Annotated in this window: 13 protein-coding genes; 8 read left to right on the top strand and 5 right to left on the bottom strand. The window is 59.8% G+C overall.

Annotation, left to right across the window (positions count from 1 at the left end; genetic code table 11):
• The first annotated feature begins 20 nt into the window (after window positions 1-20).
• A complete protein-coding gene (locus tag KGB18_RS25600; RefSeq protein ID WP_123720639.1) occupies window positions 21-464 on the top strand; it encodes a hotdog fold thioesterase in 444 nt (147 codons plus the stop codon).
• A gap of 32 nt (window positions 465-496) precedes the next feature.
• On the opposite strand, the gene KGB18_RS25595 is transcribed toward KGB18_RS25600, so the two are convergent.
• On the bottom strand, window positions 497-3,484 hold the full coding sequence (locus KGB18_RS25595) for an RHS repeat-associated core domain-containing protein (protein WP_223570700.1): 2,988 nt from the start codon (window positions 3,482-3,484) through the stop codon (window positions 497-499).
• Window positions 3,485-3,685: 201 nt separating this feature from the next.
• Here KGB18_RS25595 and KGB18_RS25590 point away from each other — a divergent pair, with 201 nt between their 5' ends.
• From KGB18_RS25590 to KGB18_RS25570, 5 genes are all read left to right on the top strand, one after another.
• Window positions 3,686-4,492 carry an alpha/beta fold hydrolase gene (locus KGB18_RS25590; protein ID WP_201059620.1) on the top strand — a complete coding sequence of 269 codons (807 nt, stop codon included), beginning with the start codon at window positions 3,686-3,688 and terminating at the stop codon, window positions 4,490-4,492.
• The gene (locus KGB18_RS25585) at window positions 4,489-5,343 is read left to right on the top strand and encodes an alpha/beta hydrolase (protein ID WP_223570699.1); all 855 of its coding nucleotides are present in this window, start codon (window positions 4,489-4,491) and stop codon (window positions 5,341-5,343) included. The genes KGB18_RS25590 and KGB18_RS25585 overlap by 4 nt, the downstream gene beginning before the upstream one ends.
• A gap of 50 nt (window positions 5,344-5,393) precedes the next feature.
• The gene (locus KGB18_RS25580; RefSeq protein WP_123720643.1) at window positions 5,394-6,053 is read left to right on the top strand and encodes a glutathione S-transferase family protein; all 660 of its coding nucleotides are present in this window, start codon (window positions 5,394-5,396) and stop codon (window positions 6,051-6,053) included.
• An 8-nt stretch (window positions 6,054-6,061) separates the two neighbouring features.
• Window positions 6,062-6,868 (top strand): DUF4892 domain-containing protein, encoded by an 807-nt coding sequence (locus KGB18_RS25575; RefSeq protein WP_123720644.1) that lies wholly within the window; start codon window positions 6,062-6,064, stop codon window positions 6,866-6,868.
• A 67-nt stretch (window positions 6,869-6,935) separates the two neighbouring features.
• A complete protein-coding gene (locus KGB18_RS25570) occupies window positions 6,936-7,991 on the top strand; it encodes an AI-2E family transporter (protein ID WP_223570698.1) in 1,056 nt (351 codons plus the stop codon).
• Between the two features lie 62 nt (window positions 7,992-8,053).
• Here the strand turns inward: KGB18_RS25570 and lapD are convergent, their stop codons facing one another.
• The 4 genes from lapD to KGB18_RS25550 form a co-directional block, all read right to left on the bottom strand.
• Window positions 8,054-9,994: a cyclic di-GMP receptor LapD gene (gene lapD, locus KGB18_RS25565; RefSeq protein WP_223570697.1), complete on the bottom strand. Its 1,941-nt coding sequence runs from the start codon at window positions 9,992-9,994 to the stop codon at window positions 8,054-8,056.
• A 22-nt stretch (window positions 9,995-10,016) separates the two neighbouring features.
• Window positions 10,017-10,724, bottom strand: a complete 708-nt coding sequence (gene lapG / locus KGB18_RS25560; protein WP_201087337.1) for a cysteine protease LapG — start codon at window positions 10,722-10,724, stop codon at window positions 10,017-10,019.
• Window positions 10,725-10,977: 253 nt separating this feature from the next.
• Complete coding sequence (locus KGB18_RS25555) at window positions 10,978-11,373, bottom strand: YbaN family protein (RefSeq protein ID WP_123720647.1); 396 nt, start codon at window positions 11,371-11,373, stop codon at window positions 10,978-10,980.
• 10 nt (window positions 11,374-11,383) lie between these two features.
• Window positions 11,384-11,971 carry a YecA family protein gene (locus tag KGB18_RS25550; protein WP_038979493.1) on the bottom strand — a complete coding sequence of 196 codons (588 nt, stop codon included), beginning with the start codon at window positions 11,969-11,971 and terminating at the stop codon, window positions 11,384-11,386.
• A 423-nt stretch (window positions 11,972-12,394) separates the two neighbouring features.
• Between KGB18_RS25550 and recQ the strand changes: the two genes are divergently transcribed.
• On the top strand, window positions 12,395-14,521 hold the full coding sequence (recQ, locus tag KGB18_RS25545; protein WP_223570696.1) for a DNA helicase RecQ: 2,127 nt from the start codon (window positions 12,395-12,397) through the stop codon (window positions 14,519-14,521).
• 120 nt (window positions 14,522-14,641) lie between these two features.
• Complete coding sequence (locus KGB18_RS25540; protein WP_038979496.1) at window positions 14,642-15,076, top strand: MarR family transcriptional regulator; 435 nt, start codon at window positions 14,642-14,644, stop codon at window positions 15,074-15,076.
• Window positions 15,077-15,156 lie beyond the last annotated feature (80 nt).

Below are 15,156 nucleotides of genomic sequence, written 5' to 3'. Positions count from 1 at the left end.
TCCAACAAAGGAACGTAACGATGAGTCTGTGGCGCACCACTCCCAACGTCGAGCAGTTGAATGCAATCCAGAAAAACACCATCGGAGAAGTGCTGGATATTCGCTTCGAAGCGTTCGATGACGAATCCCTGACCGCAAGCATGGTCATCGACCATCGCACGCACCAGCCCTATGGTTTGTTGCACGGCGGCGCCTCCGTGGTGCTGGCCGAAACTGTTGGCTCGATGGCCAGTTACCTGTGCATCGACGCCAGCAAGTTTTATTGCGTGGGCCTGGAAATCAACGCCAATCATTTGCGCGGCCTGCGCAGTGGGCGAGTGACGGCGGTGGCCAAGGCGATTCACATCGGGCGCACGACCCATGTCTGGGATATCCGTTTGAGCAGCGACGAGGGCAAGGCCAGTTGTGTGTCGCGGTTGACCATGGCGGTGGTGCCGGTGGGGGCGAACCCTCCCGCGCGTTGACCCGCGTGTGTTCATAAAGGGGAAGGCGCTCGTCACCTCAACTGTGATTGTGAATCGCGTCGAGTTGTTTCGCTGACGTAGGAAAGAACGGTGATCGATGGGGCGGGCCCCGACACATTCTCTCGGGCGATACCTGCCCCCGTGTTTCCTTTTTCTACGTCGTAGCTTGTCTGACCAAGTTCTGCACTGAGCCCCGGTGTGGCAATGGTCATAAAAGTAGATCGAAAATCGCCGATGGCGGTGAAAACTGCCCGCGTGACTGCGGCTTTTGACTCGGTGGGCAGGTCGGCGTAACCAGGAATAAATGCTATCGCCTGATTGGCCAGTTGTGCGAGTGAGGCGAAGAAGTGCCGACTGCTGACACCAACGACACCCTTGGCCGAATCGAACGATGGCTCGCCTCCTTTTGCCGGTAGGGTGGGCGTACCGCGTAAGCCCCTCACGAAGGAAGCTCCGGCAGCCCCACCTGCCGTTGCCAGCGAGCCGCCGAAGATAAATTGCAGCGCTATACCGGCAGGAGAACTGCCAAATACTAACGCGCTCCCATATCCCACTAGTGTGCCAGCAACACCTGCGACACCCACACTGGCTATCGTTGTTGCTGCGTCTGCACGCCCAACAGAAGGATTGCTCGGACCAATATGTGAAAAATGTTGCGCCGTGAGTTCGCGAAAACCCGCCCCAAACAGGCCGCCGATCTGCTGGGCCGCTGCGGTATTGCCTACCGGATTGAAATGACCAATCAGAGAGGGGGCAGCCCCGAGTGCCGCACCCAGCGCTATGCCTCCAGCTTTTGCGATCGTTGGGCCCCAGCTCGATGGATCCTCAACGGAAAATCGAGACTGGGCCCAGTTGGCAGAACCATACCCGCTGAGGGCACCGCTTGCTGCTCCTGCCAAGGATCCGCCGATTGTCACCGCTAAACCGGCAGGTCCTACCGCAGCTGCCATCGAATGTTGCACCGCAGAGGCAAGCAATGCGCTGGGCTCTTCGCGAGCGAGTGTCGCTCCTGCGGCCCTCAACGCATCGAAGCCAGCCAGACCTTGAACATCGACGAACCTGATCGGGTTGCCGTGGACCATGGCGAACAGATTCAGTCCATCGGCAATACCACCCGGGTCCGCATTCAGCCACCGCTGACACCACGGCATGTAATAGCGAAAGCCGTAGTAATACAGCCCCGTTGCGTCCCGTTCCTGCCCCGAATAGCGAATCGTTTTATAACTCGCTTCGACCTTGTTCCGCCCGGCCCACCAGCAGGTTCCACCGTAAGGATAGTAGCTTTCCCATGTGATCAGTTTGGCGGATTCATCCAGTTCGACCGAGCTGGACTGCAAGTGATCGGTGAAGCTGTAGCGATGCTGATCCTGAGGAATGTCTGACGCTGGCTTCTGCTCCCAATGCAGTACTTGAACCGTACTGCGCCCGGCCTCTACGGTGATGACATGGAGAACTTCTTCAGCGGAGGTGCGAATTTCCACACCCGACAAGTAGCGTGTTTCGTGGGCGCGGGTCAAGGTGCCGGTGTAAGCCTGGCGGATTTTTCGTCGACGCTGGCCGCTGCCGTCGTACACATAAAACTCGATATCGTCAGGCTCATCCTCACGCACCACCTGATCCACCTGGCGCAACCGATTGCCAAGATCCCAAAGCAGAGCCTGTCCTGGTTGAAGGGTGTTGCGGTTACCGTTCAGGTCATAACCGGCGGCAATCTCGTTCTCGTCGGGCAGCTCGCCATTGGTCTTTTCGGGCAGGCTGCGATTGCTGAAACCGGCAATGGCTGTGCGTTCGGTGCGGTTTGCACTGTCCGCCTGGTGCTGCATGATTTTCAGATTGCCGGCCTCATCGTAGCGATAGAGGCGGGTGTAATTTTCCATTTGTCCGGGGTCGGGGGCGGACTGGAACTCTGGCAATTGCGGCCCGCCCGGTACCTTGCGAAGCTGCCGGCCGCTGGCTTCTATCAGTCGGTAGAGGCTGTCATACCGGTAGCAATTGGTCGGCTCTATTCGCTGGTTGCGGTAGTAATGAGTCGGGTCGACAGCATCGGTCAGGCAAGTGATATTGCCCACTGGATCGTATTCGTAAGTCAGATATTGCAGCGCCGGCTGTCCCGGCACGTAAGTCTTCAGATGCTCAAGCCGCCCATCTTCAGGGCGAAACGTCGCACACGAAATAACGCCGTTCCCTGCACGTTGTCGTCCGACTTGGCCGGAGGCGTTGTACTGGATTTCACTGACCAGCGTCTTTTCTTCGGTTTGCCCGGTCAGTGTCAGGCGAACTTCCTGCAGCTCCCCGGCACAGGTCTGAATGAACGCTTGAACATTACCTTTTGCGTCGATCTGCCGGATGGGCTCGCCCGCGGCGTTGCAGTGGATTCGGGTGATTGCGGGTTCATCTTCCAGAAAACCATCGCGCTCGATTTCGGCTTCGGGCCAGTCCACTGACCATGACGGGTCTTCGACAAACGTACGGCTGTGTTCCAACGGCGTGCCGGCGAGGCCGAATTCAGTGAAATGTTGCGTTCCAGCGGTATCGTCGTGACGGATCAACTGGCCGCGCCGGTTATGCGCGTCATCGGCGCTGGCATCCGCGTAGGAAAACCGCGCGACACAGTGTTCCGGTTCACCCTGGGCGCGCTCGAATACAGCGATCGGACGTCGTTGCCGGTTATAGTCCACGCGGCCCTGGCTGCGTTTCTGATCCCAATGCTCAACATTTTGCCCGTCTTCGCCAAGCAACCCGAGGCGCCAACCGGAGTCACTGTTTTCGGACAGCAATACGACGCCCGACAGACTGAGCACGTTTAGTTGATTGGCTGCCGTCTGGCCATCTTGATGTAAAAGGAACAGGCGCGGATCGCGGTTGAGCACCGTACGCCCGGCGACGTCATGCACCTGCTGGGTGATGTGGCTTTCGGGCGTTGATACGCTGTCGCCACGGTGATACGCCACGCTACGCACGTCCAACCCGCGAGGATCGAACGCTTTGATTGCGGGGGTGTTGGCGTGGGTTGTGACCATTGTGCCGGTACCTTCGCGCGTGCCAGAACTCTTATCCGCGTGATGAGGATTGACTGTCAACTGTCAGAAATAACAGGTAGCGCCTGAGCGGGGCGTTATAGCAACGGCAGGTCTGTCATCATTCCTGGCCGTTACGGTCATTGCTGTAGGACGCCGTCTTACGGACAATCAACCTCTGTTCTCGCTCATGGATAAGCCGGTATGTCGCAACAGATATTTTTCGCCCACGCTAATGGCTTTCCTTCGGGGACCTACGGCAAGTTGTTCGCGGCGCTGGCGCCCGAGTATCAGGTGACGCATCTGGAGCAGCACGCCCACGACCCGCGTTTTCCGGCGGACGACAACTGGAACAATCTGGTGGATGAGTTGATTCATCACCTCAAGCAGCAACCGGAACCGGTCTGGGGCGTCGGTCATTCCTTTGGCGGCGTGCTGCACCTGCACGCCGCCTTGCGTTGCCCTGAGCTGTATCGCGGCGTGGTAATGCTCGATTCGCCGGTGCTGACCCGCACCGATCAATGGGTGATCCGGGCCGCCAAGCGCTTCGGTTTCATCGATCGGCTGACCCCCGCCGGCCGTACGCTGGGACGACGGGAAGAGTTTGCCGATCTGGACTCGGCCCGCCTGTATTTCGCCGGTAAAACCCTGTTTCGTGGCTTCGATCCGGAATGCTTCGAGGCCTATCTTCAACATGGTTTGCACAATGTCGGCGGCAAGTTGCGCCTGCGTTTCGATCCGGCCACTGAAATCAGCATCTACCGTGGTGTGCCCCACACCAGCCCCGGTCGTGCACGGCAGTTGAAAGTGCCGCTGGCGGTGGTTCGCGGGCACAAGAGCCGCGTGGTTATGCGCCATCACGCCCGTTCCGTCGGGCGCATGCCCTTGGGTGAGTCCTTGACTATGCCTGGCGGCCATATGTTTCCACTCGAACGTCCACAAGACACGGCCACGCTGCTGAAGAATCTGTTCAGTCGCTGGGACGGTCGCTGCCAACAGGATTGCGCATGAACAGCGTCGTCGAAGAAGTTCGCCTGAGCCTGCCGCATATCGAGTTGGCGGCGCACTTGTTCGGGCCCGAGGACGGCTTGCCGGTGATCGCCTTGCACGGCTGGCTGGACAACGCCAACAGCTTTGCCCGGCTGGCGCCGAAGCTCAAGGGGTTGCGCATCATCGCGCTGGACATGGCCGGGCATGGTCACTCGGGGCATCGGCCGAATGGCGCCGGTTACGCGCTGTGGGACTACGCCCACGATGTGCTGCAAGTGGCCGAGCAGTTGGGGTGGAAACGTTTTGCACTGCTGGGGCATTCCCTGGGAGCGATCGTCTCGCTGGTGCTGGCCGGGTCGTTGCCGGAGCGGGTGACTCATCTGGCCTTGATCGACGGCATCATTCCTCCTACAGACAAAGGCGAAAATGCTGCCGAGCGCATGGGCATGGCCCTGCAAGCGCAGCTGGATCTGCGGGAAAAACGCAAACCGGTCTACAACACCCTCGATCGCGCCATCGAAGCACGAATGAAAGGCTTGGTGGCGGTCAGTCGCGAAGCCGCCGAACTGCTGGCCCAGCGCGGCTTGATGCCGGTGCCGGGCGGCTATACCTGGCGCACCGACAACCGCCTGACCCTTCCATCACCGCTACGTCTGACCACTGAACAGGCGATGGCCTTCGTCCAGCGTGTCTTTTGTCCTGCACACCTGGTGGTCGCGGCTGACGGCATGCTCGCCAAACATCCCGAGTTGCTGGAACGTCTCCCCTTTAGCCGTGAACAGTTGCCAGGCGGCCATCATTTGCACCTGAATGACGAACCCGGTGCCGACCTTGTCGCAGACTGTTTCAATCGGTTCTTCGCCGTTCCTTGACTTGCGCCCGGCAACTGTCGAGGCTGGGCGGGTTGAAATGGGAGACAACCATGATAGATCTGTACACCGCAGCGACTCCGAATGGCCACAAGGTCTCTATCGTGCTCGAGGAACTCGGCTTGCCCTATACGGTGCACGCCTTGAGTTTCGACAAAAAGGAACAGAAGTCCCCGGACTTCCTCAAGATCAATCCCAATGGGCGGATTCCGGCGATTGTCGACCGTGCCAATGGCGATTTCGCCGTGTTCGAGTCCGGCGCGATCCTGATTTACCTCGCCGAGATGACCGGCAAACTGCTGCCCCAGGACCCCAAGGGGCGCTCGGTGGTGTTGCAGTGGCTGATGTTCCAGATGGGCGGAATCGGACCGATGCAGGGCCAGGCCAACGTGTTTTTCCGCTATTTCCCGGAAAAACTCCAAGGCGCCATCGACCGTTATCAACACGAAACCCGGCGCTTGTATGAAGTGCTCGACACGCGTCTGCAAGCCGTAGAGTTTCTGGGGGGCGAGTACAGCATTGCCGACATTGCCACTTTTCCGTGGGTCCGTGGCCATGAATGGTCCGGTGTCGCGGTGGATGGCTTGTCAGCCCTGCAGCGCTGGATGGCGACCATGGAGGCGCGCCCTGCGGTACAACGCGGTTTACTGGTGCCCGAGCGCATCGATGACGACAGTGTCATCAAGGGCGCCCAGGCCATGCTGATTCGATGAGTCTATCCATGCGTTCACTCACTCTGCTGGCGCTGTGTTGTTTCAGTCCTCTTTTATTTGCAGCTGATATCCCTGGCAGTCAGGACCTGCCGATCGTGCCGCGTATGGCCGATGCGCAGATCGTCGACTATCGCCCGGCTGTCGAGCTTGAGCGGATCTACCCGCTGGGTTCGATCCGCAAGATCAGTGGTCAGTTGCGCTTTGATGGCCAAGTCACCGCCCGGGGTCAAACCACCTCGGTGACCTACGAATTGCCACCGGAGCATTCCTCTACCGATGCCTTCACCAACGCTCGCGAAGCCTTGCAAAAGCAGGGCGCCGAGTTGTTGTTCTGGTGTCAGGCCCGGGATTGTGGCGAAAGCAGCCTGTGGGCCAATGAAGTCTTCGGCAACGCCAAGCTGTATGGCGCCGATAATCAGCAGGCTTATTTGCTGCTACGTTTGGCGGCCCCTCAAGACAACACGCTGGTGGCGCTTTACAGCATCACGCGTGGCAATCGCAGGGCTTATCTGCACGTCGAACAGTTCGATGCTGCTGCACCATTGGGCGATTTGCTGCCAACTTCCGCGACCTTGCTGCGGCAGCTCAAGAGCACCGGTGAACTTGATTTCCCCAAACTCGACGGCGACCCAGACGACACCTGGCTGCGATTGATTTCCCGAGGCCTGAACCTGGACACCACATTGCGCGTCAATGTTTCGGGGCCCAATGCCGAAGCCTGGCGCCAGGCGCTGATCGGCCAGGGTGTACGGTCGGCACGGATGGAAACCGGCAACGTCGAAGGCTCTGGCCTGCACTTCGAACTGTTGCGATAAGCTTCATTGGGCGAACGTGTTCCGCACGTTCGCCTACTCTTCGTTGACTGACTTTTCGAGACTTTACATGCCCAATAACGATCGGCTGTTGGTGCAGATTCTGCTCCTGGTGCTGTTTGGCGCGAGCTTCTGGGTAATGGCGCCTTTCTGGTCGGCGCTGTTCTGGGGCGCGGTGCTGGCGTTTGCCAGTTGGCCGCTGATGCGTTTGTTGACCCGTTGGCTCAATGGCCGTGAATCCCTGGCGGCGCTGTTACTGACGTTGGGCTGGATGTTGCTGGTGGCAGCACCGTTGGTGTGGCTGGGTTTCAACCTGGCGGATCATGTACGCGATGCCACGGTGTTCATCAAGGATGTACAAGTCGACGGTCTGCCTGAAGCACCGACCTGGCTGGGCAGTATTCCCTTGGTCGGCGAGCGGTTGGTGGGTATCTGGAACAGCATCGATCAGCAAGGCGCAGCGATGATGCTGGCGATCAAGCCTTATCTGGGGCAGGTCGGTAACTGGTTGCTGGCGCGCAGTGCGCAAATTGGTGGCGGGATTCTCGAACTGACGCTGAGTATTGTCTTTGTGTTCTTTTTCTACCGGGACGGTCCGCGGTTGGCTGTGTTTGTCCATGGGTTGCTGGAACGGCTGATTGGCGACCGCGCCGGGTATTACATCGACTTGGTGGCGGGCACAGTGCAGCGGGTGGTCAATGGGGTGATCGGTACGGCGGCGGCACAGGCAGTGCTGGCGTTGATCGGCTTCCTGATTGCCGGCGTGCCTGGGGCGCTGGTGCTGGGGATTGTGACGTTTTTGCTGAGTCTGATTCCGATGGGGCCGCCGTTGGTGTGGATTCCGGCCACGGCGTGGTTGGCCTGGAAGGGCGAGTACGGGATGGCGGTATTCCTCGGGATCTGGGGTACGTTCATCATCAGCGGAGTCGACAACGTACTTAAGCCGTACCTGATCAGTCGGGGCGGTAATTTACCGTTGGTGATTGTGCTGCTCGGGGTGTTTGGCGGGTTGATTGCGTTTGGGTTTATCGGTCTGTTCATCGGCCCGACATTGTTGGCCGTGGCTTACAGCTTGCTGACCGATTGGAGCAAGAGTCAGGCTCGGGTCGATGATCGCCGGCCCTGAGGCGCTGGCACTGAACACGTTAGCGCGAGCTGAACGATGACGCGGTGTATCGGCCTTGCGACTCACATCGGCTCCGGCGGCCCAATCAGTCTTCCCATCACCCCAAACAACCCCAGCTCCCTAATCGCTTCCAGTTCCCCCTGCGTCTCCACCATCTCGGCAATCAACGGCAAATCAATGCTGTTGGTCGCCCGGAAAATCGCCTCGATGAACAGGCGTTTGTCAGTCTGTTCATCGATGCCCCGAATGTAGGCTCCGTCGATTTTCAGGTAAGCCAGCCCCAACTGCGTCAGGTTACCGATCTGGCTGAAGCTGCCGCCGAAGTGTTGCAGCCCGATGCGATAACCGGTGTTGAGCAGGCTGTGACTCAGGCGTTGCAGTTCTTCGGGGGGTGGCAGTTGGCGCTCGTCGATTTCCAGGGTCAGCAGTGGCGCGAGTTCCGGCAGTGATTCCAGCAGATCGAGAATTTGTTGCAGCTGTGCTTGATCGCGCAGGGTGCTGCCGGAGAGGCTCAACGCGAGTGGCCAACGGTTGGCGGCCAGATATTCGAGAGTGGTTTCGAGCATCACCAGATCGAATCGTGCCGACCAGCCAAGACGCTCGATCCATGGCAGGAAATGCCCGGCGGTAATCGCCTCGCCTTGCGGGTCGAGCAGGCGCGCGAGGACTTTATGATGCAACACCTGGCTGGTATCGGCGCACTGCACCACCGGTTGAAAATACAGCTGCATCTTGCCCTCGGTCAGCGCGTCGTCGATCCAGCTGCGCCAATCGTATTGGGACTGGTTCGGCGCGGTATCGGAATGGGTCATGTGTATCCACGGCCGCTCGGGGTGTTGCCGGGCCTGGGTCAGCGCTTGATCGAGGCGCAGCAGCACGTCGTTCGCTGGTTCGCCGGGGTGATAGGCGACCACGCCCAGATGTGCCACGGGCATGCAGTCGCTGGCGCCGGTCAGGCGCAGATTTTCCAGGGTGGCGCTGATTTCGGAAGCCAGGCGTGCGGCATCCTTGCTGTCCAGACCCGGGGTCAGCAAGCTGAATTCGCCACCGCGATTGCGCGCCGCGAGCCAGGTTCGACGTTCGGGTAGCTGCGTCAGGCGTTTGAGCAATTCGCCGACGGCGCCAATCAGGGTATCGGTGCGCTGGCCGCCCAGACGTTGGTTGAGGCCGATCAGGTCATTGATCCGCAGCATGAGCAAATGGCCGTCACGGCTTTGCTCGGAAACCAGTAATTGGTCGGCCAGTTGTTCATCCAGCAAGCGCCGGTTGGCCAGGCCCGTGAGGTTGTCCTGATAAGATTCGGAGCGCAGTTTTTCGCTGCGCGCGGCCTCTTCGGCGAACAACGCCTTGAGCTTCTCGACCATTTGGTTCATGGCCAGCACCACGCGTTTGAGTTCCGGTGTGCGCGGTAGTTTCGGCAAACTGCGGAACTCGCGTTTGCTGATGGCTTCAGCCTGTTTGACCATGTTGTCGAGCGGGCGCAATTGCCGGCGCAACAGCCAGCCACCAAACACAGCGCTGAGCAGTCCGCAAATCAACAACCAGACCAGGCTGCCGAGGGTACTGTCCCAGAGTTTGGCCAAGGCGAATTGCGGATTGCTCAGTACTTCGACCCGAGCCGCTTGCTCCCAGCCACGCATGATCAGAGCATCGCCACCCTGTGGGCGCAGGTTAACCAGACTGATGAACCAGCCGGGAACACCCTCGATCTGCGCCGGTGCGCTGCGTTCCACCAACACTCGTTCATCCACAATATTGACGACCCGGATGCTGCTGAAATAACCACTGTCGAAAATCGAGCTGACCATCAACTCGATCATCGCCGGGTCATCGACCTGAGCAGTCAATGACAAGCCCAGCGCCGTGGCGGCGTCCTGGGCGTGGGAGCGCAACTGGCTGAGCATCTGTTCGCGAGAACTTTCCAGGCTGACAAAAAAACTGCCGCCGAAGGCCACCAGCAAGAACAGGCAAATGGCGAGAAACAACTGTTTGCGCAATGACATAAAACGCTCCTTGCAGTAGCGGCTAGCCTTCGCCCACGGCGAACCCTTCAAATTGCATCTTTTTCAACACGTCTTGCCAGCGCGACAGTTTTTTCGAGTCGCTGCTGCGTTTGCCACCATTGGCCCCCGGCAAGTACAGGCCTTCGGCGTTAAAGGCGTACACCGGCAACAGGTCTTTGCGTTGGGAAGCGGGGCGGATCTCGCCGATCAGATTGTCCAGCACCAGCGGATCGGCCATGGGGCTGCTGTAGAAGGTCAACACCATGTGCGCCTGGTTCTGGGTCAGGGCCTTGACGTAGGTGATGCGCAGTTTCTCGCTGGGAATGCCGAGGTGACGCAGGCTGAAATATTTCGCCAGGGCGTAGTCCTCGCAGTCGGCGGCGCCCTTGATCAAGGATTCGACGGGCGTGGCCCAGTAATCGGTCTGACGCCAGATACGCGTGTCGTCCTGAAAGCTCAGTTGTTGATTGAAGAAGCGATTGACCGCGTTCAGTTGTTCACGCTCAGGCTGGTTGTGTTCGCTTTGCAGCATTTGACTCCAGGCCTCGATCCGCCCTCGGGCCAGGCCAAGGGGGCCGTAGCGTTTTTCGGCCGTTTGCAGAATCTGCGCGAAGTCCCAGTCGGCCCATACGCTGCCCAACCCTGCCAGCAGAAAACTCGTGAGCAACAGCCATCCGCCGAACCGAAGTCGGAGCGTTGACCATCCTGGGCTACGCGGACTGCGGGACATGTCGGGCTGCTCGGGTGCAGATGTCTGAAGTCTAGGCGGTGTTTTCAGCGAGGAAGGGCAGGTCGTCGGACGAATGGACGTCGGCGGGTTGCTTTCTGTGGCGAGGGAGCTTGCTCCCGCTCGGCTGCGCAGCAGTCGTAAAACCAGTCAGTGCGGTGAGTCAGGAAAAGTTGGGTGGCTGGTTTTGGGGTCGCTTCGCAACCCAGCGGGAGCAAGCTCCCTCGCCACAAAAGCCCCCGGGCCACAGATGGGATCAGGGTTTATGCAGGGTTTTCTGCTTGAGGATATAAACCGTCACCAGCACTGCACTGGTCAGCATGAACCCGCGCGCCCACGGCAGGGGCACCAGATAGCAGGAAAGCAGGATGCTCGCCCACATCAAACCTATGGCGTAGACCTTGCCCTTGAGCGGAATGCCATTGCCGCTCAGGTAGTCGCGAACCCACGGCCCAAGCCGTGGATGTTCAACCAGCCACCGATAGAAACGCGGCGAACTGCGGGCGAAACAGGCGGCCGCCAGCAATAGGAACGGTGTGGTGGGCAGCACCGGCAGGAAAATCCCGATCACCCCCAGCGCTACGCTCAGCCAGCCGATGGCCAGCAGCACGTAGCGCAACATCAGAGGGCGGTTGCCTATGGGGTTGTCCATAGGCAAAACCTTAGTGGTGACGTGGCTTGAGAATCGCCGGTTTTTCGTCTGGCGCCTGGCACAGCAGGTACAGCGCGGTCAGGGCTTCCGGGATCTGCACGATCATGTCGTCCATCAGGTTGGCGTCTTTGGCGATGTCTTCGAACTCAGGCTGTTCGTCGAACAGACCCGAACCGACCATGATCGGCAGCAGCATTTCGCTGACTTCGTCTTCGGCGGTTTCGAACCAGGCGGCTTCGCGCAGGAATACGCCTTCCATGAAACCGATGCACCAGCCGCGCAGGTCGGAGTCGTCCGGCTCTTCGCCCAGGTCCAGGTCGCACGGCAGCTCGAACTCTTCGTCGGACGCCAGTTGGCGGGCGATGTGCGCCTTGAGCAGCAGCAGGGTGGATTCGATCGCTTCACGCTCGGTGTCGTCGGCGTAATGCGGCTCTTCGGCGAAGAGTGCGTCGATCCATTCACGGTCGGGAACGCTCTCGGAACAGATCGACAGCGCGGTGAGGTAGCCGTGGGCGGCCACGTAGTCCAGCGCCTCGTCATGCAGCTCGTCGGCGTCGAGGAAGACTTGCAGGCGGGTTAGTTGCTCAGCGAAGGACATTAAAGGGCTACCTTGGGGAATATACGATGCGGGAATTCTAGGCCTTCTTGAGCGCTCAGGCCAGCCGCGCGGCATTTTTGCAGCCTTGCGGGGGGATTCTGTGGTTGTCGATACCGCCAGTCTGGCCCAATCCCTGTGGGAGCGGGCTTGCCCGCGATGAGGCCGGTACTTCCAATACATTTTTCGCCTGACACGCCGCCATCGCGGGCAAGCCCGCTCCCACAGGTATTGCGTTGCGTTCCTCTTCTCAGCGGCGCCCTTTGCCGGACAGGCGTCGGGTATACTCGCGCGTTTTGTGATGCCCTGCTGGCGTCACGGCTGAAATGTGCAGCGTCATGCAATGCGCACTTACGATTTGTCGGTGCAGCTTTCATGATTCTGAACCAGCCTTGCAGGGATGTTTCGGTGATTTTTGGAGTTTTTATGCTCGAACAGGCTCAACGCGTTCTCAAGGACATCTTCGGCTACGACAGTTTCCGTGGCCGTCAGGGTGCAATCATTGAGCGCGTGGCCAGTGGCGGCGACGCCTTGGTGCTGATGCCTACCGGTGGCGGCAAATCCTTGTGCTTCCAGGTGCCGGCACTGCTGCGCGAAGGCCTGGCGGTTGTGGTATCGCCGCTGATCGCGCTGATGGACGATCAGGTCGCCACCCTCGAAGAGCTGGGCGTCGCTGCGGCGGCGTTGAACTCCACGCTGAGCGCTGAGCAACAGCGTGATCTGGCGGCGCGGATCAAGCGCGGCGAGGTGAAAATGCTCTACCTGGCGCCCGAGCGCCTGGTTCAGCCGCGCATGCTGGCGTTCTTGCAAAGCCTTGAAATCGCCCTGTTCGCCATCGACGAAGCGCATTGCGTGTCCCAATGGGGGCACGACTTCCGTCGGGAATACCTGCAACTGGGCCAGTTGGCGGAATTGTTCCCCAACGTCCCGCGTATTGCCCTGACCGCGACGGCCGACAAGCGCACCCGAGAAGAAATCGTCGATCGTCTGCATCTGCAGGATGCCGAGCGCTTCCTCTCGAGTTTCGACCGCCCCAATATTTTCTATCGAATCGTACCCAAGGAACAGCCGCGCAAGCAGTTGCTGGCGTTCCTCGCCGAGCGGCGCAGCGATGCCGGTATCGTTTACTGCCTGTCGCGCAAAAAGGTTGATGAAGTAGCGGTGTTCCTCAGCGAGCAAGGTTTCCCGGCGCTGCCGTACCACGCCGGTCTGCCCAACGACACGCGGGCCCATCACCAGAAGCGCTTCCTCAACGAGGAAGGCCTGATCATGGTCGCCACCGTGGCGTTTGGCATGGGCATCGACAAGCCTAACGTACGTTTTGTCGCGCACCTCGATTTGCCGAAGTCCCTTGAGGCCTACTACCAGGAAACCGGTCGCGGCGGGCGTGATGGCCTGCCGGCGGATGCCTGGATGGCGTACGGCCTGCAAGACGTGGTGATGCTCAAGCAGATGCTGCAAAACTCCGAAGGCGACGAGCGCCACAAGCGTCTGGAGCAGCACAAGCTCGACGCCATGCTCTCGCTCTGCGAAGAAACCCGCTGCCGCCGCCAGACCCTGCTCGCGTACTTCGACGAAGACATGCCCGAGCCCTGCGGCCAATGCGACAACTGCGTCGACGGCGTGCAGACCTGGGACGCCACCGAGCCGGCCCGTCAGGCGCTGTCGGCGATCTACCGCACCGGACAGCGTTATGGCGTCGGTCATCTGGTCGACGTGCTGCTGGGCAAGGACAACGAAAAGGTCCGCAGCTTCGGTCATCAGCATTTGTCGGTATTCGGTGTAGGCAAAGCGATGGGGGAGAGCGAATGGCGCTCCTTGTTCCGACAGCTGGTTGCCCGTGGTCTGGCGGACATCGACCTCGAAGGCTACGGCGGCCTGCGCCTGAGCGATACCTGCCGGCCGCTGCTCAAGGGCGAAGTGACCCTGGAACTGCGCCGCGACCTCAAGCCGCAAACCACCGCCAAAAGCAGCAAGAGCCAGGCCAGCCAACTGGTTCGCGGCGAAGAACGCGAACAGTGGGAAGCCTTGCGTGCCTTGCGTCGCAAACTGGCCGAAGAGCATGGCGTGCCGCCGTACGTCATCTTCCCCGACTCGACGCTGCTGGAAATGCTCCGCAGCCAGCCGACCTCGCTGGCAGAAATGGCCACGGTCAGCGGCGTTGGTGCGCGCAAACTGGAGCGTTACGGCGAGGCCTTCCTCGAAGTGCTCGGCGGTCAGGTCGAGGCGCCGAAAGTGGTGGCCGATGTGCGCCACGAGCTGATCACACTGGCTCGGGCCGGCATGACACCGTTGCAGATCGCCGGTCAGCTGCAATGCTCGGAAAAGAACGTCTACGCGATGCTCGCCGAGGCGATCGGCAAGCAGCAGTTGTCGCTGGAACAGGCGCTGGACTTGCCCGAAGAGTTGATGGGCGAAGTTCAGGACGCCTTCCTCGACGGCGAAGGTGAACTGCCGCCCGTGTCGGAGATTGCCGCGCTGTTCGCGGGGAGAGTTCCGGAAGGTGTTTTGTATTGCGTTCGTGCCGCCCTGCAGTCGGAATTCGAAGTCTGAATGACCTGCGGCACAGATGTAACGATTCAGTACAGAGCAAGCCTTGCCTATAGCCAAAGGTCATGCTTAGCTGACTAATAATTAGTTTTTCTCTATTTTCAGTCTAACCATGAGTGTTTTATGCCGTTAACCGATCAACACCGCTTTGGCATGCAACTGGCCCAGATGTCTCGTGGGTGGCGTGCCGAACTGGACCGCCGATTGGCTGGCCTGGGTCTGTCCCAGGCGCGCTGGCTGGTGCTGCTTCACCTGGCGCGTTTCGAGAATGCCCCCACCCAACGCGAACTGGCGCAAAGCGTCGGCGTCGAAGGGCCCACCCTGGCTCGATTGCTCGACAGCCTGGAAAGTCAGGGTCTGGTGCAGCGCCAATCCGTGCTGGAAGACCGCCGGGCGAAAAAAATCGTCCTCTGTGCCCCGGCCCGGCCCTTGATCGAACAAATTGAAACCATTGCCACTCAGTTGCGCCACGAACTGTTCGAAGGCGTCGATGAGGCGGATTTGAAGGTCTGCATGCGAGTCCACGGGCACATCCTGGCCAACCTGGAAAAATCTTGAGGCACAACCACGCGCCGGACTTTTGAGATACCCCGTTGGGCAGACTATAAAGAACTACTAGGCAATATCGTGTTCGTACC

This window comes from Pseudomonas sp. BF-R-26, from assembly GCF_019947395.1.
Lineage (GTDB): Bacteria > Pseudomonadota > Gammaproteobacteria > Pseudomonadales > Pseudomonadaceae > Aquipseudomonas > Aquipseudomonas farris.
This window is presented reverse-complemented; position numbering and strand designations above follow the sequence as displayed.

Bases quoted from the DNA above. Each gene is read 5' to 3' on its own strand.
- recQ (WP_223570696.1), top strand. From the start codon at position 12,395: ATGCTCGAACAGGCTCAACGCGTTCTCAAGGACATCTTCGGCTACGAC.
- KGB18_RS25555 (WP_123720647.1), bottom strand. From the start codon at position 11,373: ATGGACAACCCCATAGGCAACCGCCCTCTGATGTTGCGCTACGTGCTG.
- KGB18_RS25575 (WP_123720644.1), top strand. From the start codon at position 6,062: ATGCGTTCACTCACTCTGCTGGCGCTGTGTTGTTTCAGTCCTCTTTTA.
- KGB18_RS25600 (WP_123720639.1), top strand. From the start codon at position 21: ATGAGTCTGTGGCGCACCACTCCCAACGTCGAGCAGTTGAATGCAATC.
- KGB18_RS25540 (WP_038979496.1), top strand. From the start codon at position 14,642: ATGCCGTTAACCGATCAACACCGCTTTGGCATGCAACTGGCCCAGATG.
- KGB18_RS25595 (WP_223570700.1), bottom strand. From the start codon at position 3,484: ATGGTCACAACCCACGCCAACACCCCCGCAATCAAAGCGTTCGATCCT.
- lapG (WP_201087337.1), bottom strand. From the start codon at position 10,724: ATGTCCCGCAGTCCGCGTAGCCCAGGATGGTCAACGCTCCGACTTCGG.
- KGB18_RS25570 (WP_223570698.1), top strand. From the start codon at position 6,936: ATGCCCAATAACGATCGGCTGTTGGTGCAGATTCTGCTCCTGGTGCTG.
- KGB18_RS25590 (WP_201059620.1), top strand. From the start codon at position 3,686: ATGTCGCAACAGATATTTTTCGCCCACGCTAATGGCTTTCCTTCGGGG.
- KGB18_RS25580 (WP_123720643.1), top strand. From the start codon at position 5,394: ATGATAGATCTGTACACCGCAGCGACTCCGAATGGCCACAAGGTCTCT.
- KGB18_RS25550 (WP_038979493.1), bottom strand. From the start codon at position 11,971: ATGTCCTTCGCTGAGCAACTAACCCGCCTGCAAGTCTTCCTCGACGCC.
- KGB18_RS25585 (WP_223570699.1), top strand. From the start codon at position 4,489: ATGAACAGCGTCGTCGAAGAAGTTCGCCTGAGCCTGCCGCATATCGAG.
- lapD (WP_223570697.1), bottom strand. From the start codon at position 9,994: ATGTCATTGCGCAAACAGTTGTTTCTCGCCATTTGCCTGTTCTTGCTG.